Source organism: Acinetobacter seifertii, from assembly GCF_016064815.1.
Lineage (GTDB): Bacteria > Pseudomonadota > Gammaproteobacteria > Pseudomonadales > Moraxellaceae > Acinetobacter > Acinetobacter seifertii.
This window is the reverse complement of the sequence record NZ_CP065820.1, coordinates 3,341,655-3,362,171: the sequence shown is the minus strand read 5'-3', so window position 1 is coordinate 3,362,171 and position 20,517 is coordinate 3,341,655. Positions and strand designations below refer to the sequence as shown.

General features: G+C 38.6%; 22 protein-coding genes. 12 read left to right on the top strand and 10 right to left on the bottom strand.

The features are described from left to right. Positions 1 to 39: 39 nt before the first annotated feature. Entirely contained in the window at positions 40 to 1,269 is a 1,230-nt protein-coding gene (locus tag I8T81_RS15485; RefSeq protein ID WP_198071600.1) for a CaiB/BaiF CoA transferase family protein, read from the top strand. A gap of 86 nt (positions 1,270 to 1,355) precedes the next feature. On the opposite strand, the gene I8T81_RS15480 is transcribed toward I8T81_RS15485, so the two are convergent. Together I8T81_RS15480 and I8T81_RS15475 are read right to left on the bottom strand one after the other, a co-directional pair. Further along, a complete protein-coding gene (locus tag I8T81_RS15480) occupies positions 1,356 to 2,015 on the bottom strand; it encodes a VOC family protein (protein WP_198071599.1) in 660 nt (219 codons plus the stop codon). Between the two features lie 14 nt (positions 2,016 to 2,029). Then, positions 2,030 to 2,578: a TetR/AcrR family transcriptional regulator gene (locus I8T81_RS15475; protein ID WP_004703632.1), complete on the bottom strand. Its 549-nt coding sequence runs from the start codon at positions 2,576 to 2,578 to the stop codon at positions 2,030 to 2,032. 97 nt (positions 2,579 to 2,675) lie between these two features. Between I8T81_RS15475 and I8T81_RS15470 the strand changes: the two genes are divergently transcribed. Then, entirely contained in the window at positions 2,676 to 3,209 is a 534-nt protein-coding gene (locus tag I8T81_RS15470) for an HPP family protein (protein ID WP_198071598.1), read from the top strand. A gap of 76 nt (positions 3,210 to 3,285) precedes the next feature. Here the strand turns inward: I8T81_RS15470 and tcuB are convergent, their stop codons facing one another. From tcuB to I8T81_RS15435, 7 genes are all read right to left on the bottom strand, one after another. Further along, positions 3,286 to 4,419, bottom strand: coding sequence for a tricarballylate utilization 4Fe-4S protein TcuB (tcuB, locus tag I8T81_RS15465; RefSeq protein ID WP_198071597.1), 1,134 nt, complete (start codon positions 4,417 to 4,419; stop codon positions 3,286 to 3,288). Next, positions 4,409 to 5,815 (bottom strand): FAD-dependent tricarballylate dehydrogenase TcuA, encoded by a 1,407-nt coding sequence (gene tcuA / locus I8T81_RS15460; RefSeq protein ID WP_198071596.1) that lies wholly within the window; start codon positions 5,813 to 5,815, stop codon positions 4,409 to 4,411. The genes tcuB and tcuA overlap by 11 nt, the downstream gene beginning before the upstream one ends. A 103-nt stretch (positions 5,816 to 5,918) precedes the next feature. Then, positions 5,919 to 6,848, bottom strand: coding sequence for a LysR family transcriptional regulator (locus I8T81_RS15455; protein WP_064191086.1), 930 nt, complete (start codon positions 6,846 to 6,848; stop codon positions 5,919 to 5,921). A 131-nt stretch (positions 6,849 to 6,979) separates the two neighbouring features. After that, complete coding sequence (locus tag I8T81_RS15450; RefSeq protein WP_019456717.1) at positions 6,980 to 7,774, bottom strand: substrate-binding domain-containing protein; 795 nt, start codon at positions 7,772 to 7,774, stop codon at positions 6,980 to 6,982. Between the two features lie 92 nt (positions 7,775 to 7,866). After that, a complete protein-coding gene (tcuC, locus tag I8T81_RS15445) occupies positions 7,867 to 9,177 on the bottom strand; it encodes an MFS transporter (RefSeq protein WP_004703623.1) in 1,311 nt (436 codons plus the stop codon). 278 nt (positions 9,178 to 9,455) lie between these two features. Further along, positions 9,456 to 10,385: a LysR family transcriptional regulator gene (locus tag I8T81_RS15440; protein ID WP_191028634.1), complete on the bottom strand. Its 930-nt coding sequence runs from the start codon at positions 10,383 to 10,385 to the stop codon at positions 9,456 to 9,458. A gap of 116 nt (positions 10,386 to 10,501) precedes the next feature. Continuing rightward, entirely contained in the window at positions 10,502 to 11,110 is a 609-nt protein-coding gene (locus I8T81_RS15435; protein ID WP_198071595.1) for a LysE family translocator, read from the bottom strand. A 249-nt stretch (positions 11,111 to 11,359) separates the two neighbouring features. Between I8T81_RS15435 and I8T81_RS15430 the strand changes: the two genes are divergently transcribed. The 9 genes from I8T81_RS15430 to I8T81_RS15390 all read left to right on the top strand — a co-directional run bounded on the left by I8T81_RS15430 (position 11,360) and on the right by I8T81_RS15390 (position 19,032). Next, the gene (locus I8T81_RS15430) at positions 11,360 to 12,232 is read left to right on the top strand and encodes a LysR family transcriptional regulator (protein WP_198071594.1); all 873 of its coding nucleotides are present in this window, start codon (positions 11,360 to 11,362) and stop codon (positions 12,230 to 12,232) included. A 370-nt stretch (positions 12,233 to 12,602) separates the two neighbouring features. After that, positions 12,603 to 13,589, top strand: a complete 987-nt coding sequence (locus tag I8T81_RS15425) for a DUF1852 domain-containing protein (RefSeq protein WP_000031350.1) — start codon at positions 12,603 to 12,605, stop codon at positions 13,587 to 13,589. A gap of 21 nt (positions 13,590 to 13,610) precedes the next feature. Further along, positions 13,611 to 14,654 (top strand): methionine synthase, encoded by a 1,044-nt coding sequence (locus tag I8T81_RS15420; protein WP_004703605.1) that lies wholly within the window; start codon positions 13,611 to 13,613, stop codon positions 14,652 to 14,654. Positions 14,655 to 14,842: 188 nt separating this feature from the next. After that, positions 14,843 to 15,334 (top strand): flavin reductase, encoded by a 492-nt coding sequence (locus I8T81_RS15415; protein ID WP_000249487.1) that lies wholly within the window; start codon positions 14,843 to 14,845, stop codon positions 15,332 to 15,334. 677 nt (positions 15,335 to 16,011) lie between these two features. Next, positions 16,012 to 16,614, top strand: a complete 603-nt coding sequence (locus I8T81_RS15410; RefSeq protein ID WP_198071593.1) for a TetR/AcrR family transcriptional regulator — start codon at positions 16,012 to 16,014, stop codon at positions 16,612 to 16,614. A 113-nt stretch (positions 16,615 to 16,727) separates the two neighbouring features. Then, positions 16,728 to 17,234 carry a hypothetical protein gene (locus I8T81_RS15405; protein WP_191106973.1) on the top strand — a complete coding sequence of 169 codons (507 nt, stop codon included), beginning with the start codon at positions 16,728 to 16,730 and terminating at the stop codon, positions 17,232 to 17,234. Positions 17,235 to 17,313: 79 nt separating this feature from the next. Next, positions 17,314 to 17,622 (top strand): hypothetical protein, encoded by a 309-nt coding sequence (locus I8T81_RS15400; protein WP_198071592.1) that lies wholly within the window; start codon positions 17,314 to 17,316, stop codon positions 17,620 to 17,622. A 198-nt stretch (positions 17,623 to 17,820) separates the two neighbouring features. Continuing rightward, a complete protein-coding gene (locus I8T81_RS15395) occupies positions 17,821 to 18,171 on the top strand; it encodes a hypothetical protein (protein WP_198071591.1) in 351 nt (116 codons plus the stop codon). A gap of 36 nt (positions 18,172 to 18,207) precedes the next feature. Continuing rightward, positions 18,208 to 19,032, top strand: coding sequence for a hypothetical protein (locus tag I8T81_RS15390; protein WP_198071590.1), 825 nt, complete (start codon positions 18,208 to 18,210; stop codon positions 19,030 to 19,032). Between the two features lie 136 nt (positions 19,033 to 19,168). On the opposite strand, the gene I8T81_RS15385 is transcribed toward I8T81_RS15390, so the two are convergent. Further along, positions 19,169 to 19,498 (bottom strand): darcynin family protein, encoded by a 330-nt coding sequence (locus I8T81_RS15385; protein ID WP_191106970.1) that lies wholly within the window; start codon positions 19,496 to 19,498, stop codon positions 19,169 to 19,171. 121 nt (positions 19,499 to 19,619) lie between these two features. On the opposite strand from I8T81_RS15385, the gene I8T81_RS15380 reads away from it, so the two are divergent. Next, complete coding sequence (locus tag I8T81_RS15380) at positions 19,620 to 20,219, top strand: TetR/AcrR family transcriptional regulator (protein WP_198071589.1); 600 nt, start codon at positions 19,620 to 19,622, stop codon at positions 20,217 to 20,219. Positions 20,220 to 20,517 lie beyond the last annotated feature (298 nt).

Genomic DNA, 20,517 nt, shown 5'->3' with positions numbered 1-20,517 from the left:
AGGTGCATTAGCACCTTCTAAAAAGATAAGGGTATCGTTATGGGTGCATTACAAGGAATTCGAGTTTTAGATTTAAGTCGTGTACTTGCAGGGCCGTGGTGCGGACAAATCTTGGCAGACCTTGGCGCGGAAGTCATTAAAATTGAACGCCCTCGAGTCGGTGATGACACCCGCATGTGGGGGCCACCATGGATGCCCGATCAAGATGGAAACATGACTCGTGAATCTGGCTATTTTCAGTGTACCAACCGCAATAAATATTCGGTTGCGGTAGACATAACCACACCCGAAGGTCAGGCCTTAATTTATGAAATTGCCAAGACTGCCGACGTGGTCATTGAAAATTATAAAACAGGGTCTTTGGCTAAATATGGTTTGGACTACGCATCATTAAGTGAGCTCAACCCAAATATTGTTTATTGCTCGATTACTGGTTTTGGGCAAGATGGCCCACGTGCAGAAGAACCCGGCTATGATTTTATTATTCAGGGTATGTCTGGTTTGATGAGCATTACTGGCGAGCCTGATGATGTGGCAGGTGGTGGTGCACAAAAGGTTGGCGTGGCTGTTGTAGACATCCAAACTGGATTGTATTCAACCATAGCCATTCAGGCCGCATTGATTGCACGCTCACACACGGGACGCGGTCAGTATATTGATATGTCACTACTTGATGTACAGGTCGTGGCACTGGCAAATCAGGGAATGAACTATTTAGCCTCGGGTAAAGCGCCACAGCGAATGGGTAATCAACACCCAAGTATTGTGCCGTATCAAACTTTTAAGGCTAAAGATAAAGAATTTATTATTGCGTGTGGTAACGACAAACAGTTTAAAGATTTGTGTATTGCAATTGGTTATCCAGAGTTACTCGAAAATGAAAAGTTTGTGCGTAATCAAGACCGTGTAAAGTATCGAGATGAACTGATTCCTTTATTGTCGGAACACTTTTTGCAAAAGACTGCCAAAAAATGGGTCGACATGATTCATGCGCTTAAAGTTCCCGTAGGTGTTATCAACTCTATTGAAGATGCCTTGGCTGAACCACAAATCGTGCATCGTAATTTGGTGGTGAATATTCCTCATCGTTTGAATGAAAACTTCCAAATGATTGGTTCACCCATCAAGTTGTCTGATACTCCAGTTGAATATCATCATGCACCGCCAGAGCTAGGTGAACATACGGCTCAAATCTTATCGAGATTTAAAACAGCAGAAGAGCTAGCTGCATTAAAAGAGAAAGGCATTATTGATGGAAAAATTGCTTAAGCTATTGTCGTTTTTAATGTGATTCAATTTAAATAAAAACTGTGATTTGCAATAAATCACAGTTTTTTATTAGAAACTAAGCGTTTTTAATATTTAAAAATAAGCGGTAGCTCTGGTCTGAAATCATGAATCATTCCTTGAGGTTCATGATCAAAACTAATTTCCATTAAATGCTCCGATCCATTAGTCACTTCAAAATCATCAAGCGAATTGAACAGCAATGAAGTAGGGTGCTTTTCAAGGTGTGGTATAGAAACCTTAATCGCAGTGATTTCTGATAAATCTTTGCTATGCACAAGTGGTTGTTGTTTTTCTTTTGCAGCAAGGTCTGGTCGTGAAGCAAATGAAAGGAAGAACCACATCGGTTCAGATACCACAGAATCTTTGGCAACATTTACTTCTAAGCTGGCTGGTAAATAGCTTGGCTTGTAAACCCAATTAGGAAATTTTGCACCGTTATCATCTTTATTTTTAGGGCGAAAACAAATACCAAAAGGGGACGCGATATTATTTTGAGTACTTAGTCGCTCAAAAAGCAGAGTCGGTTTTGCGAGATCACTTGAGGCTTCTTCGGGGTTATTTAAAAAGATTAATTCGATAAAGCTATTTTTAAAGAAAAAGCGTCTGTTTTCGGTACCTTGACCCGGGTGCTTGTTGGATGAACCTTCTGTTAGACCGAATTTTTTTAAAGTTTCAGCTTCTGGAGCGCCTGATTGTACACAAATAAAAATATGGTCCACTTCCATTTTAAGTTCTCATACTAATGTTGATGAATATTAAATAATTGATTAATAGAATTTTTCATGTTTATCGCAAGTGTTTCATCGAAACCATCGACTAAAAAGCGGCTAATTAAGCCTTCAATCACCGTATAGATCAGCTCAGATAAAGCTTCACCATTGGGTATATTGCAGTTTTCCGCAATCAACACTTTAATCCATTGTTTATGGGCTTTAGAAATAGAAATAATGTCTTGATCATCTTGGTTAGATTCAGCGACTGCTCTTACAAATAAACAGCCTTTAAAAAAATCTTGTCTAAACCAATTGGTGTGCCAATCCAGAATTTTATTAATGGCTTCTAACCCTGTTGCATTTCCAACATAGCCCAAAAGGCTTTGCTTAAACCGTTCATCACGTGCAACAAGCACAGACTTAACCAGTTGATTTTTATTCTTATAGTACGTGTACATCGTGGTTTTTGAGCAGCCAGATTCATCGCGAATCAGGTCGACACCCACCCCGACAAAACTATTTTCGTTAAATAACTTCTCGGCTGTATCTAATATTTTTAAGGCAGATTTTGACATGTGTCTTTTCCAAAAAATAAAATAGTACAGATCTGTACTATTTGAAATTTTATCTATATGCTTTTTAAAAAGCAAATTTTTGTTTGAGGAAAAAATCATGTTCTCGATCTTTTATGGCAAAGAAAAACTGGCTCCATCGCCCACTAAAGTTGATGTTTTAAGAAGCCTTATTGGGGGGACGGTCAGTATTTTTATACTTTTGTGGTTGAGTAAGCTCACACACAATATCTTTATCATGGCGCCGTTTGGTGCGACCTGTGTATTGCTCTATACCGTGTCGCAGTCACCTTTGGCACAGCCGAGAAATATTATATTTGGGCATCTTATTTCGGCTTTTGTAGGTTTGTTTTTTCTAAAATTTGCCGGTGTTTCCATTTTTACAATTGCTTTATCAGTGGGCTGTGCAATTGCGCTCATGCAAGTGTTTAAGTGTGTTCATCCACCTGCTGGGGCCAATCCTTTGGTTATCTTACTTACCGCAAGCAGCATACATTACCAGTGGAGTTTTCTAATTTTCCCTGTTTTGGTCGGTGCAGTGTCTTTAGTTTTAGTGGCGATGCTGATTAATAATATTAAAGCGAGTACCAAGTGGCCGATGTATGGTTTGGGAATTTTAAATAGTAAAAAGTAGGCAAGCTATGAAGTATTTTGATCTTAAAATAATGAAGTATTCACTACGCCAAGATAGTGAATACTTTTGAATAAAATTATGACTTTTTAGAAATGCGTTCTTCGATGGCAAATTTGAGTAAAGACGCGCTGCGGTAAAAACCGTGTGCGAACTTTCCAAAAGGCATGGTAATAAAGAACGTCATGACCGTAGCTAAATGGAAAATCAGTAAAAGTGCCATGTATGGAGAATTACGAAATGCCATGAGGGCTAAGCCTGAAGCACTGACTAAAATTAAAAGGAAAATAAAGCCTCGATCTACAGGTTTTTGCTCGCGGTCACCATGTAATGGATGGCGTTTAAGGTTTAAATAGAGCAAGCCAGATGGCCCAACCACTAAGCCAAACCCACCCAACGTACCCAAAATAACAGGCAAGCTAAAGATAGGGTAAGGCGCATGTAGGTTAAGGAAATAGTGATATAAAGTCGCTACGCCTGTGGCTGCAAAGCAAAGCATAAAGCCATAAAACGTCAGGTGATGAAACACGCGGCGGATTTGGGTGTAACGGTCATCTTGTTCATTACAGCCTTTACCATGCCCACCATCTAAATATTTAAGCGTTAAAACATTTTGAGAGGCTTGAATAAGGTCGGGTTTCTCAACTTTGCCGTGAATAACTTTAGAGGTTTGTCGCCAGAATTTGCTAATTCCAATGCCGAGCAAAACAATCGCAACTGTAAAGGTCGCTCCAAACAGTATCGCTAAAAAGTTATGCGGGAAAATCGCATAGAAATTACCTTGATAGCCTGCAAACAGGTCGGTGCCCTTGTACCACACCACAGCTAACATACATAAAAAGAAAATAGCTGATAACGCCGAGACAAAAGGAATTCCCACAGACTTATAAAGTCGGCCTAAAGGCTGAGGGGTCGCAAACTCTTGGTAAGTTTCCAAACGTACTTGTGCCATCGCTTTTGGAATGTTTACACCAAACTCATGCGGCGGGGCATATTGGCAAGCGTGTAAACAAGCACCACAGTTATGGCACAGGTTTGCGAGGTAATGAATATCAGCTTGATTAAACTCAAGGCGTTTGGTCATGGCCGCAAATACAGCACAAAATGACTCACAGTAACGACAAGCATTACAAATCTGTAGGACTCTTTGAACTTCCTGCTCATGGTCAGAGAGCTGAACAACTGGAATCAGGGCTTTAGTACTAGCATTCATGTTCAACTCCTTGTGAAAGTGCATAGTGGGCTGCATTTTTTCCGGCAATGCGTCCAAAGGTCGTGCCAATCGACATACCAACGCCTGCGGTATAACCCTGACCGAGTACGTTACCTGCCATCATTTCACCTGCGACAAACAGGTTGTGGCTGGCTTTATTGTTAAAACGTACCGCAGCATCGTCTTCAACTTTTAAGCCTAAATAGGTAAAGGTAATGCCGGGTTTAAGTGCATAGGCATAGAAAGGTGGGCGATCGAGAGGAACTGCCCAGTGGGTCTTGTTGGGAACAATATTTTCGGTTGTGCAGTCGTCTAAAACCGTGTGGTTAAAGGTGCCTTGCACACAAGCTTGGTTAAATTCTTCTACGGTGTGGCATAAGGTTTTTGCATCAAGTCCGATTTTTTCGGCCAGTTCTTGAATGCTATTTGCTTTTACACCCGCAAACACAGGTGGCATAAAGCGCCCGATGGCTTTTGAGTCGATAATCGAATAGGCGATTTGCTGAGGTTGTTTGGCAACAAGACGGCCCCAAATTGCATAACGTTTTGGCCAGAAGTCTTCACCTTCATCGTAAAAACGTTCGGCTTTGTTATTGACCACAATACCTAATGAAACGCAGTCAATACGGGTACAGATGCCGCCATCATATAGCGGTGCGCGTGCATCTACAGCGACGCAATGTGATTGCGAAGGGTCACCAATAATATCGGCGCCTTGATCTATCATAAATTTGAGTAAGTTGCCTTGATTAAAGCGGGTTCCGCGAATAATGAAATTATCGGCAGGCCATTCGCCGTTTTCATTTTGTCCCCATGCTTCTCTTAACCATTCTAAATTTGACTCAAAACCACCTGCGGCCAATACACAGCTTTTTGCTTTAAATACACGACCATCTTCCGCAATTGCGGCTTCAAAATGTCCTTGGTTTAACTTTAGATCTTTAATTTTTGTGTTGTATAAAATTTCAATGCCAAGTTCTTGGGCACTACGGTAATACGCATTAATGAGGGCTTTACCACCACCCATAAAAAAGGCATTGGTACGTGCAACATGCAAAGCACCCGATAGCGGTGGCTGAAAATTCACACCATGTTTACGCATCCAGTCGCGACAGGTCGCCGTGCTACGAATAACCAGACGAGCTAAGTGCTCATTGGTTTTTCCGGCAGTGACTTTAAGTAGGTCTTGCCAATATTCTTCTTCGGGATAGGCATCGACTAATACATCTTGAGGGGCATCATGCATGCAGCGAAGGTTACGGGTGTGTTGTGAGTTACCACCACGCCATTCTTTAGGTGCTGCTTCTATGACAAGCACAGAAGCGCCGCTTTCTTTTGCCGTGAGCGCGGCGCACAGTGCGGCATTCCCACCACCAATTACAATCACATCATGCATGGATTTCTCCCTTTCTCAGCTAAGGCTAATGTAGCTTTAAAAGGGAAGAGGAAGTGAGAGGCTAAACTTGAATGGGTGTTTAGTAAAAATAAACACTAAAGGCTCAAGTGTTTATGAGTTCCGCACCGGGCCAGCGCTTTTCGTTAATTAAGTTAGTCACACAAGCACGAATCACTACTTTGGTGGCTAAAGTAGCAGGTGAGAGCTCTTCTTCAGACAAACTAATTAAATAGTTAATGCGTTCAATGGCAGGTTCTACAACGCGTAGCAAACATAAGTCTTGCCGTGAGTTTAACGATGCACCTGCGGGTTGAATGGTTGCCATTTCGAGTTGGCTAATGCTTTCCATTAACAAATGCAGCCCATCAATTTCATAAGCCACTTTAAGTTGATGAATTTTCTGTTCGAGCAACAAGCGCAGCCCATGTCGTTGGCTTGGTAAAATCAGCGGAAGTTCTTTAAGCTGTGAATGAGTAATGGTTTGAGTGTCTATACAGCTTTCAAGGTGGTACTGACTCAGCACTTCTTTAGGCGAGATTAAAAACATTTGCTCTTTGACTAAAGGCTGTATGGCCCACTGTGGGTCGACATCGTCACTAAAGATGATGGCAACATCGAGCTGTCTTGCATTAACTAAAGCTTTTAAGTCACCCGATAAGCCTTCAATGAGACGGACTTTAATGTCGGGGTAGCGGTTTCTCATTAGTTTTAAAAAATGAGTGCCTATAACCGACGCGACACTTGGCGAAAAACCGACGGTAACATGACCACTTAAACGTGAAGAATGTGCAGAGTCTACAGCATGGTCTAAGTGCCTAAGCGCCAGTTGTACCTGTTGAAAAAAAGCTAAACCCGCAGGGGTAGGAACTGTACCCAAAGCAGTACGTTGTAAAAGGCGAATAGAAAGCTCGCTTTCTAATTTTGAGATTTGCTGACTTAATGCAGAAGTTCCAATATCGAGATTTTTTGCAGCTTTACCTAAGCTTCCTGACTCGATCACTGCAATAAAATATTTTAATTGTTTGAGTTCCACGGCAAATACTACATTGTCCTTTGTTCATTATTCTACACTGGTTTGTTGCTATACATTTTGTTCTATTGTGCTGCGTAAACCGCTCAAAGAGTAAAGGCAACATTCTCTCAAAATGCTGCCTTTTAGAGCTTTTATTGTTTAACCTGCTCAAGACCCTGTTCTTCAATAATTTGTGTCGCTTGAGGCGATTTCACAAATTGAATAAGTTCTTTTGCGACTTTTGCATGTTCAGAGTTTTTAGCAATACCAGCAGCAAACACGGTGACTTTTTGATAAGGGGCAGGAATTGGGCCGACTAAATCAACTTGACCATATTGGCCAGTAAAAGGTTTGATTTCACTAATTTGCTGGAAACCAATATCAAACTGACCTTCAGCAATACGTTTTGCCACGCGGTCACCAACTACTTTTTCTGCTTTACCAGCAATCACTTTGTACTCGACAGGTGGAAAGCTTGGAAAAACATCTTTTTCAAGATGTGTACCGCTCGCACTTGCCGAATAGCCGATGTGCTTAGCATTTAATAAAACTTTTTCAAACTTTGCCGCAGAGCTAATGTCTGGCTTTGGCGCACCTTTAGGTACAGCCATACCAATGCTTGAATTGACTAAAGCGCTTTGTGAATTTGGGTCGACATAACCTTTTTCTGCAAGCTTACTGAGTTCAGGAGCAGCCAAGACCACCATGTCAAAATGTTCACCACGATCGAGACGGTTTGGAATTGCAGTTGGCGATGCACCCATAGATGAACCAGACGAAAGGTGAACCGTGTGACCAGTTTGCTTTTCAAATATTGGAATGAGTTTTTCCATAGATGAATAGAAACCGCCTGAGCTAATCACTTCGAGGGTATCTGCGTTAGCAAGCGTTGAGCCTAAGCCTGCACTAGCTAGGCAAATGGTCATGAAGATAGGGGACTTTTTCATAGTATCTCACTTTAATGACAGGAGAGCACAGTACGGAGACTTAAGATCTGCCGTACTGTTCATTAAAATTTCAGGTTAAGTAGTTAGTTGTTTTAAGCGCTAACCTTTGCAGGTTCAGCAATCGCGTCAGATTTGTTCTGCTTAGAACCGCGACATAGGTATAAACTTGAGATGAGACTACATACTGCAGCAAGCATCAGCCAGAAAGCTGGTGTGCTTGCATTGCCTGTGTTTTCCACAAGGTAAGTACATGCCATTGGCGTCATACCACCAAAAATAGCGGCTGCAAGACTGAATGCTAAAGAGAAGCCAACGGTACGAACACGTTTTGGCATTACTTCGGCAAGTGTTGCGACCATAGTCCCGTTGTACATACCAAAGAAGAACGAGAAGTAAGCAAGCGTGATCAGTAAGTTTGAAAAACTAATATCGCTCACCAACCAGCTTAAAACTGGATAACTGGTAAAGATCGCAAGTGTCGTAATACCCACTAACACTGGACGGCGACCAATTTTGTCTGAAAGTAAGCCACCCATTGGTAACCAGAAGAAATTCGATAAACCTACAAACACGGTTGCTAAAAGGCTATCTGTGACCGACATTTCTAAAGTACGTTTTGCATACACTGTGGTGTAAACCGTAATGAAATAGAACGTGGTTGTGGTCATGGCACTCATCATCATACCTGCAAGTACAATGCGCCAGTTACTCGCCAGTGTGCTGAAAATTTCTTTGGTTGAAGGGTGAGTTTTTTGCGCTTTAAATGCTTCAGTTTCCTCTAAAGTACGACGGAATAAGAAGATTAAAGGAATAATCAAACAACCAATTAAGAATGGAATACGCCAGCCCCATTCACTCACTTGTGCATGAGTTAAAACGGTGTTGAGCCAATAACCAAATAACGCAGCAAACACCACCGCAATTTGTTGACTACCAGACTGCCAGCTTGTGATAAAACCACGGTTTTTATCGGTTGCAATTTCTGCAAGGTAAATAGACACACCGCCAGATTCAACACCTGCCGAGAAGCCCTGTAACAGACGGCCAATGACCACCAAAATAGGGGCCATAATACCGATGGTGTCATAACCCGGTACAAAGGTAATTAAGATCGTACCAATAGCCATGAGGCTTAAAGTCACAATTAAACCCTTACGGCGACCGATTCTGTCGACATAAGCACCCAAGAAAATAGCGCCGAGAGGACGCATAAGAAAGCCCGCAGCAAATACGGTAAATGTCATCATTAAAGAGACATATTCATTTTCAGAGTGGAAAAATTTTGCTGCGATATAAGTGGCATAGAAACCAAAAAGAAAAAAATCGTACTGTTCTAAAAAATTGCCACTTGTTACATTTAGTATTTTTTTAAAAGTAGCCCTACGGTTATTAACGACATCCATTGGAGACCTCCTTGGCCTGACAAAATGGAAACATTCACGATCTTCAAAGTTTGGACGTAAATTGATTCAATCAATAAACCTAAATAGGAAATGGGTTAGAGATGAGATTTAAAGGTGTCCTTGGTAGAAAATGTGATGCCTTGTTTCCAGTTAAAACTACACATCTATATTTCGATAAACAGAAAACCACTTATCATTCGTATAAAAATGTAATCTTAAAAAGCAGGGAGGAGTGAGAGGCGAAAATTAATTAGGTATTTAGAAAAATTAATGACCCTTTAAACAATAATTTCAGAACATGGCCAAATTTGGTTTTGAATTAACTCTTTCACACAGGCCTTAATGGCTGACTTGGCAGCAAGTGCAGCAGGTGATAATTCTTCTTCGGCAAGGCTTACTAAGTAGTTAATTCGTTCAACTTCAGGGTCGACAACCTTAAGCAATTGCAGCTTGTGTTTATACTCTTGCAGGCAGGCACTTCCGGGGCGAACACTGGCGAGGTCGAGGTGAATCAGGCTGTCCATAAGCAAATGCAAGCCATCAATTTCATAGACGACATTAAGCTGTCCAATCTTGTGCTCAAGCAGTTTCCGTAAGCTATGACGCTGACGTGGTAGCACTAAAGGAATATCGCCAATTTGCTGCGATTGAACAATGCCGCTTTTAATACATTCGCTAAGGCCGTATTTTTCGAGTACTTCTTTGCGCGCCATTAAATACATTTGTTCGCGTACTAATGGCTGTATCGACCACTGCTTATCAATTTCATTGGTAAAAATAATGGCGATATCAAGCTGACGCGAGTTAATGTACTGAATGAGATTACCTGACAGGGTTTCCACAATCTCTAAGCGAATGTCTGGATAGCGTTCAGACATCAGTTTCATTAAAGGGATACCAATCAAAGCGGTAATAGTGGGCGGAAAACCAAGGCTGACATGTCCTGATAGCCGTGCTGAATGTGCAGCGTCTATGGCGAAGTTCACTTGACGCAAAATCAGTTGCGAGTGTTTTAAAAAGGCAAGACCTGCTGGGGTTGGGGTCACACCAAAAGCATTACGCTGTAATAAACGAATGCTTAACTCTTGTTCGAGCTTACTAATTTGCTGACTAATCGCCGAAGCACCGACATCGAGCTTTTGGGCAGCTTTACCAATACTGCCTGATTCAACGACCGTCAAAAAATACTTTATTTGCTTGATTTCCATAATAAATGTATTCGCTCATCATCCTTGATTTATAGAGATATGAAGGATTGGGAAATCTATCATGTATTTTTATATTAACAGCAATGTGTAAAAAAGTTTCTGAAAATTAAGCGGCTCTACTGAAACTTAGTAAAAAGCAAAATCACACCTAATACACATAAAATAGAGCCAATCACCTTATTAATTTGCACTTGCTTGGCTAACATTTTTTGTCTCAACAGCATGGATGAAAACAGTACAGCCACCAGTGAAAACCATACAAAATGGGCAAATGACATAAAAAAGCCATAAGCTATAAGAATGCTTTCAGGTGTGGTTAAACTGACAATTTGCGTATAGGTGCTAATTACAAATAGCGTGGTTTTAGGATTAAGAGCATTGGTAAAAAAGCCGTATTTTATGGCTTGCAAAGTGCCTATAGAAGTTAATGCAGCAGTGTCTAAAACAGGTTTTTGCGTAAAGGTTTTATAGCCAATATAGATCAGATAAAGCGCACCAATGTACTTCACAATATTCAAAATTTGCGGCGTATAAGCCATCACAAAGGCAACGGTTACAAGTGTATAGGTCACATGTACCAACACGCCAAGCGATATTCCAAGTGAAGTGAACACACCTATTTTTCTGCCGTATAAGTAACTATTTTTCGTCACAATCGCGAAGTCAGCGCCGGGGCTAATCACCGCCAAAATCGTAATTAAAATAACCGCAATAAACTCTGCCATTATCTTGTACCTTCACTAAAAACAAGGGAGCTAATCTGTAGTTTTTGGAATGTATTTAAGAGGGCGGAAGAACTACCTATAGTTGCTATTCTTTTCGTGAGATAAGTTGGGGCTTTAGGCTTACAAAGATAGATATTCAATATGTTTTTCATCATCTAAAATAGGGTTTAATCAAGATGATTTTTATTTTGAACAGAAACCTAAAAATAAAAATCGATAAAAACGACTACACATCTATGAGTTTTTGGAATGATTGAAAGAATATCGCTGAATTCATTAAAATTTTTCTACTTTGTGGCGAAGTATGGCAGCGTCACTTTAGCTGCAAAGAAATTATTTGTGACGCAAAGTGCGGTTAGTAAACAGATTTATAATTTAGAAGAAGCTTTAAATACGGCTTTATTCAAGCGAAAAAATAAAACACTTGTGATGACTGAGCAGGGCGAAATTTTATTGAGTTGTTGCCATCAAGTTTTTGGTCAACTTGATGAATGTTTAATACAACTCAGCCAGCCTAAAAATCACAACAAACAACTGGTTTTATCGTGTGAACCGACTCTTTCCATGAAATGGCTCATTCCGCGTTTATCAAAATTTAAAAAGCTCGGGCATGATTTTGAGGTTGTGCTACTCACAGCAGGCGGCGTGGTCGATTTTGAAAAAGATAATATTGATATCGCGATTCGTAGAAATGACTTCGCTTGGGGAGAGCATATTTATAGCGAAAAGATTGCCGATGAATATATCGCTCTAGTTCAAGCAACCAAACCATCGGAAACAAACGACGTACTCATCTCGACTTCTAGACCGAATTTTTTCAAAAGCATGAGTCGTATTGCTGAGTTAAAGCAGTGTTTAAAAGGCTACATCAAAGTTGAACTCGAGCATTTTTATCTATGTTTAGAAGGCTGTTTGGCGGGACTCGGCGCGACGGTCATCTCAATTTATATGATTGAAAAAGAGCTTGAGTGGAACGCAATACAGAAAATTTCACCAATCGTTCAAGATAATTCAGCCTATTTTTTACTTTCTAATAGTGCTTTTGAGGAAGATCCACGCAAAACCATATTTTTAGAATGGCTAAAAGCAGAGATGAGCGAGATTCAACATAAATTACTTTAGGTTGAGCAGTTTTATTTAAAGATAAATGGTTTAAATATTTGAAAATAATTATAAATTATAGAAAATGTAGGCATTAAAACGAGAGCGACGTATGTCTCGTTTGTGCTGTCTAAAACTCCCGAAGATGAAAATTATTTAACTTCCTACTTATTTATTAAACCCTAAACATGAATTTCACTCAGTTTTGAATGAGACTAAATCATTTTTATTCATGTTCTGATTGCGGTATAAATCTATCCATGCTCTGAAGCGCTCCAGTAATTCACTTTTGATAAGACCATAAGGCACAAAGCTGACAAGTCTGGAAAGTTTAAAAAGAGCAAAAAGTTTTTATTTAGGTTTTATCTCAGAAATTAGGGTACTGATCACAATGAGTAAAGAATTTACATTTACGATTAAGAGTATTTGTTTCGATGAGAACTATCGTCCAGCAGACAATACACGTATTACAACCAACTTTGCTAACTTGGCAAGAGGGATGAGCCGCGAAGAGAATTTGCGCAATACATTGCAGATGATCGACAATCGTTTCAATGCCTTAGCTCATTGGGACAACCCTAAAGGCGACCGCTATGGCGTTGAACTTGAAATCATTTCAGTTGAAATGAACATTGATGCCGAAAACCGTACTAGTGGGCTTCCTCTCATCGAAATATTGAAAACCAATATTGTTGATAAAAAGACCAATGAACGTATCGAAGGTATTGTAGGTAACAACTTCTCGTCTTATGTACGTGACTATGATTTTAGTGTGCTGTTGTTAGATCACAACAAAAACAAGTCGACTTTTAGCACGCCAGAAAAGTTTGGTGAATTGCACGGCAACTTGTTTAAGAGCTTTATTAACTCTGAAACTTATAAAGCCAACTTTAAAAAGGCACCTGTGATTTGCCTAAGCGTTTCGACGACTAAAGAGTACCACCGTACTGAAAATGAACATCCTGTTTTAGGTGTGGAATACAAGCAAGAAGACTATTCATTAACCGATGAATATTTCCAAAAAATGGGCTTAAAAGTGCGCTACTTCATGCCGCCAAATAGCGTTGCGCCGTTAGCGTTCTATTTTACTGGTGATTTGTTGAGTGATTACACCAACCTTGAGTTGATTAGTACCATTAGTACGATGGAAACCTTCCAAAAGATTTACCGTCCTGAAATTTACAACGCAAATTCAGTGGCTGGAAAATCTTATCAACCAAGCTTGAAACACGAAGATTATTCACTTACTCGAATTGTGTATGACCGTGAAGAACGTAGCCGTTTGGCTATAGAGCAGGGGAAGTTTGTTGAAGAGCAATTTATCAAACCATACCAAGCGATTCTTGAGCAGTGGTCTGCGAATTACGCTCCTAATTAATCAACATACGGGTCATTTAACATGAAAAAATTATTACCGACTTCAACTGCTGGCAGCTTACCTAAACCATCTTGGCTTGCAGAACCTGAGAAGCTTTGGTCGCCTTGGAAACTCGAAAACGAAGGTCTGCTTGAAGGTAAAAAAGATGCGCTACGTTTAGCGTTGCACGAACAGCGCCTTGCTGGCATTGATATTGTCAGCGATGGTGAACAAACCCGCCAACACTTTGTGACTACGTTTATTGAACATTTAAATGGCGTAGATTTTGAGAAGCGAGAAACTGTTCGAATTCGTGACCGTTACGATGCAAGCGTACCGTCTGTAGTAGGTGCGGTGTCTCGTCAAAAGCCTGTATTTGTTGAAGATGCGAAGTTTCTGCGTCAGCAAACAGATCAACCAATTAAGTGGGCATTACCTGGCCCAATGACCATGATTGATACGCTTTACGATGGTCACTACAAGAGCCGTGAAAAACTTGCTTGGGAATTTGCTAAAATCTTGAACCAAGAAGCGCGTGAGTTAGAAGCTGCTGGTGTAGACATCATTCAGTTTGACGAACCTGCATTTAACGTTTTCTTTGATGAAGTAAATGACTGGGGCGTTGCGACTTTAGAGCGTGCCATTGAAGGTCTTAAGTGTGAAACTGCGGTGCACATTTGCTATGGTTACGGCATTAAAGCCAACACTGACTGGAAAAAGACACTCGGTTCGGAATGGCGCCAGTACGAAGAAGCTTTCCCGAAACTGCAAAAATCTAACATCGATATTATCTCGTTAGAATGTCACAACTCACATGTACCTATTGATTTACTCGAACTCATTCGCGGTAAAAAAGTGATGGTTGGCGCGATTGATGTTGCATCTAACCAAATTGAAACACCAGAAGAAGTGGCAAACACACTTCGTAAAGCGCTTCAGTTTGTAGATGCGGACAAGCTTTACCCTTGCACAAACTGCGGTATGGCACCTCTTTCACGTGAAGTGGCACGTGGCAAGTTAAATGCGTTAACGGCAGGTGCAGAAATTGTTCGCCGAGAACTTACTGGTTTTGATCTTACTGCTTAATATTTACCAATAAGTGGTATAAAGGGTTACTTTTTTGATGGCAGTTGATAATCAAACAAGTAACCCTCATTTTACTTACTACATGTCGTTCTACTCAGAACGCATGTTGATAAAGTACCTTCCTGATGGAGTTGGGCGGTATAGCAAAACACTCAGGACAAGGTACGGTTCAATTTAGGAATAATGTCATGGTTCAAGCAACAGACTTTAGAAATGCAATGTCTTTACTCACAAGTGCGGTTAGTGTTGTGACTACGGCAGGCATGTCTGGCCGTTTTGGATTTACTGCCTCTGCTGTTTGTAGTGTGACTGACACACCGCCGACATTATTGGTTTGTATGAACCAATCTGCGAGTTCACATGCACATTTCCTAGATAACAAAATCTTAACTGTGAATGTTTTAGGCGCACACCACGAACATATTTCAAAAGCATTTTCATCTAAACTTACACCAGAAGAACGCTTTAAACATGGCGCATGGATTGAGTTAGAAACGGGTTCACCTGTGTTAGATGATGCGTTGGTCAGTTTCGATTGTGAGATCGAACAAATTCAACAAGTCGGTACACATACGATTTTTATATGTCCGATTGTGGCGATTAAACAAAGCCAGCATGATCAAAGTTTGGTTTACTTTAACCGCGCTTATCACCAAGTGGGGCAGACTGAGATTGTCTAAACAGCCTTTCCGCTGTGTACTGTCACATTAAAAAGTTAGAAGATTGAAATGAAGAAGCATGGATCGCTTCACTTAATTTATAAATACAATTAAATATAATATCTAAAATAATAATTAAGTTAATCTAATGAAAAACAACAATAAATTTAATCACTTGTCATAAAAGCGACATTGACACATCTAAACTCTCAGATTATGCTTTGTGTGCTGGCCATATTGCCAGCCGGTTTTAGCAGACCGCTTGTAATACCGCATCAGAATTATTCCTTCTGAGGAATAGTCTTGTGTGTAAGCTTCTCGTCTCCTCCCGTAGCGGTAGGACGGGAGTGGGACACCTTCGGGTGTGCTTGTGTATTACCAAGTCTGCTAACCCGCTTCCGTTCTGCCACCATAATTTTAATGTCTGGCAGAATTCCTAATAGAAGGAGTTGGCTATGCACATCCATTATTTTTTGGCACCCCGTGCCAAAAGTTATAACAACACAGCTTAAAAAATTACAGCAGCTTGAACGCCCTAAGGTTTTCAGGCTTTAAGTCATTTTTACTTAAAACTTAGCAACAACAAAACTTGAGATGTGCCAAGCACCGTCTTGCGGCTTTGCTGTGCCTTTTTTTCTCCCAAAAAGGGCACAAGCTTTTTTCATATCGAAACAACAAGAATTTAAAACGGTAAAACTATGCGAAATTTAGAAACCTCTTCTAAAAAATTACTGGCTGTTCAAACCACCATACAACTCATTACAACGCATGGGTTCCACAATGCAGGCATCGACCTGATTGCTAAAGAAACCAAAATCGCCAAAGGTACGCTTTATAACTATTTCCACTCGAAAGAACGCTTAATTGAAATGTGCATCGCCTTTCAAAAAAGTCTGCTGAAAGAAGCAGTGCTTTCCATCATTTACTCAAACCGTTACTACACTTCAAAAGATAAACTTAAAGCAATTATTGTCTTACATACCAATTTGAGCAGCCTGTATAACCTTTTGCTTAAAGCTATTTTTGAAATAAAACTGCTTTATCCGAAGGCTTACAACATGGCTGTTGAATACCGAAAGTGGCTGCGCCATGAAATTTTTGACCTGATTTTTAGCGGAGAAACCCGCGAGCCAAAAATCGATGCCAACATGGTGGTAAACCTGATCGATGGTTTGCTGCTACAGGTTTTAAGCTCAAATAGTTTGGATGAGCGGGATGTAGTGGTGGAGAGGTTTTGGGGGAGGGAAACTGAGGCTAAAAGTTTGAAGTTAAATTTTTATGATGGGGTGCTGATTAGCTAAAGTGAAGAGAGTAGCGCTTAATTAATCAGTTTAGTCTTGGGTAAAATGGCAGTATGCTATTGAAAGAGAAAATTAATTAGCCCGAAATATTGGGAAAAGTCTGGAATCGAAAAATGATAAGGAAAAACACCAAGATTGGTGATGTCTTTGCTGTTAAATTAGACAATGATAAGAAAAAATATTTTCAATTAATCGCTTTTGATTTAACTCAACTAAATAGTGATGTGATCAGAAGCTTTAAAAAAGTATACCCATTGGAAGCTGATATTGATTTATTGGAAATCGTAAACGGTGAAGTAGAGTTTTATGCTCACTGTGTGACTAAGTTTGGATTAAAAATGAATTTATGGGAAAAAGTTGGAAATATTAGTGAGGTTGGTGATATTTCTAATATTCTTTTTCGGGATACGAATGACTATGGAGCAAAAGTGGGGGCAGAGAAGATTAAAGTATCTATCAATTGGTATGTATGGCATATAAATGATGAAGACTTTACTCGTGTAGGGAGGTTAGAGGGAGAAAATCGTAAGGCAGAAATTGGTGTAGTTGTGAATCCTTACGATATTGTTGAGCGTATAAAAACAGGAAAATACGAGTTTGTATATCCTGATTTTGAGTAATTATTAAATAAAATAACTAGAGTTCTGGGAACTAAACCTCTAAGCAAATTCATTTATTGAACATGTAGAGTTAAAGATTATGTTGGATAATTTAATTTTAGTAAGTGTTTTAGGGGGAGTAGTAGGAATAGGAGTTGGTTTTTTCTACAAAAAGGTATTTGTCCTAACTTTAGATAAAATGAGTGAAATATTTTATAAAATATTTTTTGTTCATAATTTTTTTAAATTGATTTCATTGCTTTTTGCATGTGTTTTTACTTTTTTATTTTTTCTAATAGGGTTGATCTTTTCACCAATTGTTTCTGATAGTGCATGGAATTATTTTTATATATCTTTCTTTATAGGAATTATGATTGGAATAAAAATTGAAAACTTTTCAAATAAATAATTTAGATTTTATATAAAAACTTATATGAGAGTTATGAAATATTAAGTTTTATTAAAGAATACATAGAATCTTTAAAAAATAAAAATATGTATTATTCTATTTCGCGACATAGTTTGACGCTCTTATGTGTTTGTTGATTGATATTAATAATAAAATTTCTTAATAATATCTATATTACATCCATAAGAGAGAAACTATATGAATATTGATAATTTGAATTTAAAAAAAGAATTTTTAAAACTTTTTTTAAATGCGGTTCTTGCGAATTTTACATTAATTGTTGTCTTTGTATTAGTTGGTAAACATTTATTTAAATCCTACAGTAAACTTCCTGATTTTATACCATTGTTCATGAGTTATAGCTTCACTGTAGTTATTTCACTAATTGTAATTTTCTTTTTCTATTATATGATTTATGAACTTTATTTGAAAAGAATGATGAGTATTCTAAGTATTGGAAAATTCTCTACTAAATTTTATATTTTTTCATCTCTAAGTTTTTCTGGTTTTATTATTTTTACTTTTATCACTATTTTAGTATCAGTTTAGTTTATCTTATACATTATTTATTTTGGTGGAAATAATATGGCAGAACCTATAACTTATGTAACAAGTTTTCTAGTAAAAATAATAACTTTCATATTAGGGCCTTTCTTTAGAAAACCTATTGATATAGTTAGTAAATTTTTGTATTTAAATGCATATGAAATTTCAACATTTTACAGTTTGTATTTTGATGTGAAAAGAATGTTTCCTCATAGTTTAGGGGAAGTTATAGATTATAATATAAATTGGAGTGAAATATATCTTAAGAAAAAACAGGCTAATTGTACTCTTCGTATAAGAGCAAGGGATAATCTATCTTATAGTAAAATAACTTTTTGTGTTACTGCTTCTTTAGAGAGTTTAAAATATCAGTCTGTTGTAGAGGTTTATGATGTATCTACTACACCTTGTATTATAGCTTTACCAAGTATTCCACTTAGAAGTATAGAAATTAAAGGTAATAGAATATATGAGCCTTATAGTAGTGTCTCGGTTGAAATAAAAGAAATATTTGATAGTAATAATAATATTATAGATATTAGAGGGAAGTGGAAAGATATTCTACATCCAATAGATAATCTAGATAAGATTATTAAGGAAAAAGAAAGTGATGTATATAGATGGGGGCAATGGTGGAATTTAGATTTCTTAGAATCTGAAAAAGAAGAAATCTCAAGGTTTTTCCAAGCTTATAGTGTGAATGCAAAATTTTGGGGGTCAAAAACAAAGTATTTTTGGCAACCTGTCGCTTGGTTCATGAGTGTACCATTTATTCTAAATATTTATTTTTGGATTAGGAATATAATCTGGGCTAATCAATTAAATAAAGCTTTAGAGAAGCATTTAAATGATTATGAGAGTTAAAGGTATAATCTTAAAATTATTTTCTTAATATACTGTTAGTTGGCTAACTAGTTATTTTCCTCTTATAATTGTTAAGGAGTTAGATTAATGACTAGATTATTTACTAGTCATTAATTTAATGGATCGGCCACAATTTCTATAAAGAACCTTCATACTCCACATACCCATCTTCAATTGCTGGAATAATCTCTACAAACTCAAAGTAGGGTACTGTACAAAACTCAGAGTCTCGAATCGCATCAATCACAAAATAATAATCTTGCAAAGATGTCGTCTCAAACACAGCAATATCACTCGCTTTAGTGCTAAACGCTTCAACGTCATACCAGCGAACTTTTACTGTTGGGTACTTCTCAAAAATAGGTTCAAGCTTTTGTGCACTAAACTCAGCCCGCTTTTCACGAGCTAAAGCCAACCAAGCAGGCAAAGCTCTTAAATGAATAAAAAAAGTATAGGTTCTAGACATAACCACTCCATGACTGGGCTGAGTTGTAGTTCAACTGAAAAGACAGCATTTGCTTGTCATATCAATATGACTCAGTCAGTATATGAGTGATTACTCACATTAAATACTCGCATTTCGACCCATGTCAGAAACACTTCCAGACCCACGCAAACGCCCACGTCAAACACGCTCAGTGGCTACCTTTGAAGCCATTTTAGAGGCGGCTGCTCGCATTTTAGAGTCTTTAGGCTTTGCTGGGTTTAACACAAATGCCGTGGCTGAACTTGCCGGTGTAAGCATTGGTAGCCTATATCAATACTTTCCATCTAAAGATGCTTTAATCGTCGAGTTAATTCGGCGTGAGCGTTCCAAGCTTTCAAATCATATTGTTGAGGCCATACAGCAACATGAAGCCGCAGACTTAAAAGAAAAACTAAAACTCATCATACAGGCTGCTGTGCAACATCAATTGAACCGACCACAGTTGGCGCGAACTCTAGAGTTTGCTTCTGAAATTATTGGCAAAGACCTTGAAGAAAGTGAACTTCAACACGAGCTTGAAACCATAATTTCTGATCTGTTTATTCGCTCTGGCATTTCACATGCACAAACAGCTGCGCAAGATGTAATTGCTTTAAGTAAAGGAATGATTAACGCGGCAGGTATAGCAGGGGAAAGTGATTTAAATCATTTACAGCAGCGAGTTGAAAAAGCTGTATTTGGTTATTTGGATTTGAGCTAGCGAACATAAGCCAATGTTACAGCGGTACAACCCATGTCATTGTGAAGAAAGAGCATATAGATTTGATAAATTCTTTGGAAGATGCTTTTAGATACTCGAATTACTTAAGTGTATGTAGGATAGGGTATGAGTCATTGTAAGAATAATTTTAGATTAGAGTAGATATTATCTGCTTTAGAATTAATAGAGATTACATGAAATTGTGGAGAGTTGATCAATAATTAATCCCGAAAGGTGGCAAATCATTAAAAAAGCCCAAGTACTATAAGTTGGGCTTTTGTTAAAGAATAAGACTATG

Bases quoted from the DNA above. Each gene is read 5' to 3' on its own strand.
- I8T81_RS15480 (WP_198071599.1), bottom strand. From the start codon at position 2,015: ATGGAAGTGGACCATATTTTTATTTGTGTACAATCAGGCGCTCCAGAA.
- I8T81_RS15415 (WP_000249487.1), top strand. From the start codon at position 14,843: ATGGTTCAAGCAACAGACTTTAGAAATGCAATGTCTTTACTCACAAGT.
- I8T81_RS15405 (WP_191106973.1), top strand. From the start codon at position 16,728: ATGATAAGGAAAAACACCAAGATTGGTGATGTCTTTGCTGTTAAATTA.
- I8T81_RS15420 (WP_004703605.1), top strand. From the start codon at position 13,611: ATGAAAAAATTATTACCGACTTCAACTGCTGGCAGCTTACCTAAACCA.
- I8T81_RS15395 (WP_198071591.1), top strand. From the start codon at position 17,821: ATGAATATTGATAATTTGAATTTAAAAAAAGAATTTTTAAAACTTTTT.
- I8T81_RS15380 (WP_198071589.1), top strand. From the start codon at position 19,620: ATGTCAGAAACACTTCCAGACCCACGCAAACGCCCACGTCAAACACGC.
- I8T81_RS15440 (WP_191028634.1), bottom strand. From the start codon at position 10,385: ATGGAAATCAAGCAAATAAAGTATTTTTTGACGGTCGTTGAATCAGGC.
- I8T81_RS15425 (WP_000031350.1), top strand. From the start codon at position 12,603: ATGAGTAAAGAATTTACATTTACGATTAAGAGTATTTGTTTCGATGAG.
- I8T81_RS15435 (WP_198071595.1), bottom strand. From the start codon at position 11,110: ATGGCAGAGTTTATTGCGGTTATTTTAATTACGATTTTGGCGGTGATT.
- I8T81_RS15475 (WP_004703632.1), bottom strand. From the start codon at position 2,578: ATGTCAAAATCTGCCTTAAAAATATTAGATACAGCCGAGAAGTTATTT.
- I8T81_RS15450 (WP_019456717.1), bottom strand. From the start codon at position 7,774: ATGAAAAAGTCCCCTATCTTCATGACCATTTGCCTAGCTAGTGCAGGC.
- tcuC (WP_004703623.1), bottom strand. From the start codon at position 9,177: ATGGATGTCGTTAATAACCGTAGGGCTACTTTTAAAAAAATACTAAAT.
- I8T81_RS15430 (WP_198071594.1), top strand. From the start codon at position 11,360: ATGATTGAAAGAATATCGCTGAATTCATTAAAATTTTTCTACTTTGTG.
- I8T81_RS15400 (WP_198071592.1), top strand. From the start codon at position 17,314: ATGTTGGATAATTTAATTTTAGTAAGTGTTTTAGGGGGAGTAGTAGGA.
- tcuA (WP_198071596.1), bottom strand. From the start codon at position 5,815: ATGCATGATGTGATTGTAATTGGTGGTGGGAATGCCGCACTGTGCGCC.
- I8T81_RS15485 (WP_198071600.1), top strand. From the start codon at position 40: ATGGGTGCATTACAAGGAATTCGAGTTTTAGATTTAAGTCGTGTACTT.
- I8T81_RS15410 (WP_198071593.1), top strand. From the start codon at position 16,012: ATGCGAAATTTAGAAACCTCTTCTAAAAAATTACTGGCTGTTCAAACC.
- I8T81_RS15390 (WP_198071590.1), top strand. From the start codon at position 18,208: ATGGCAGAACCTATAACTTATGTAACAAGTTTTCTAGTAAAAATAATA.
- I8T81_RS15470 (WP_198071598.1), top strand. From the start codon at position 2,676: ATGTTCTCGATCTTTTATGGCAAAGAAAAACTGGCTCCATCGCCCACT.
- tcuB (WP_198071597.1), bottom strand. From the start codon at position 4,419: ATGAATGCTAGTACTAAAGCCCTGATTCCAGTTGTTCAGCTCTCTGAC.
- I8T81_RS15385 (WP_191106970.1), bottom strand. From the start codon at position 19,498: ATGTCTAGAACCTATACTTTTTTTATTCATTTAAGAGCTTTGCCTGCT.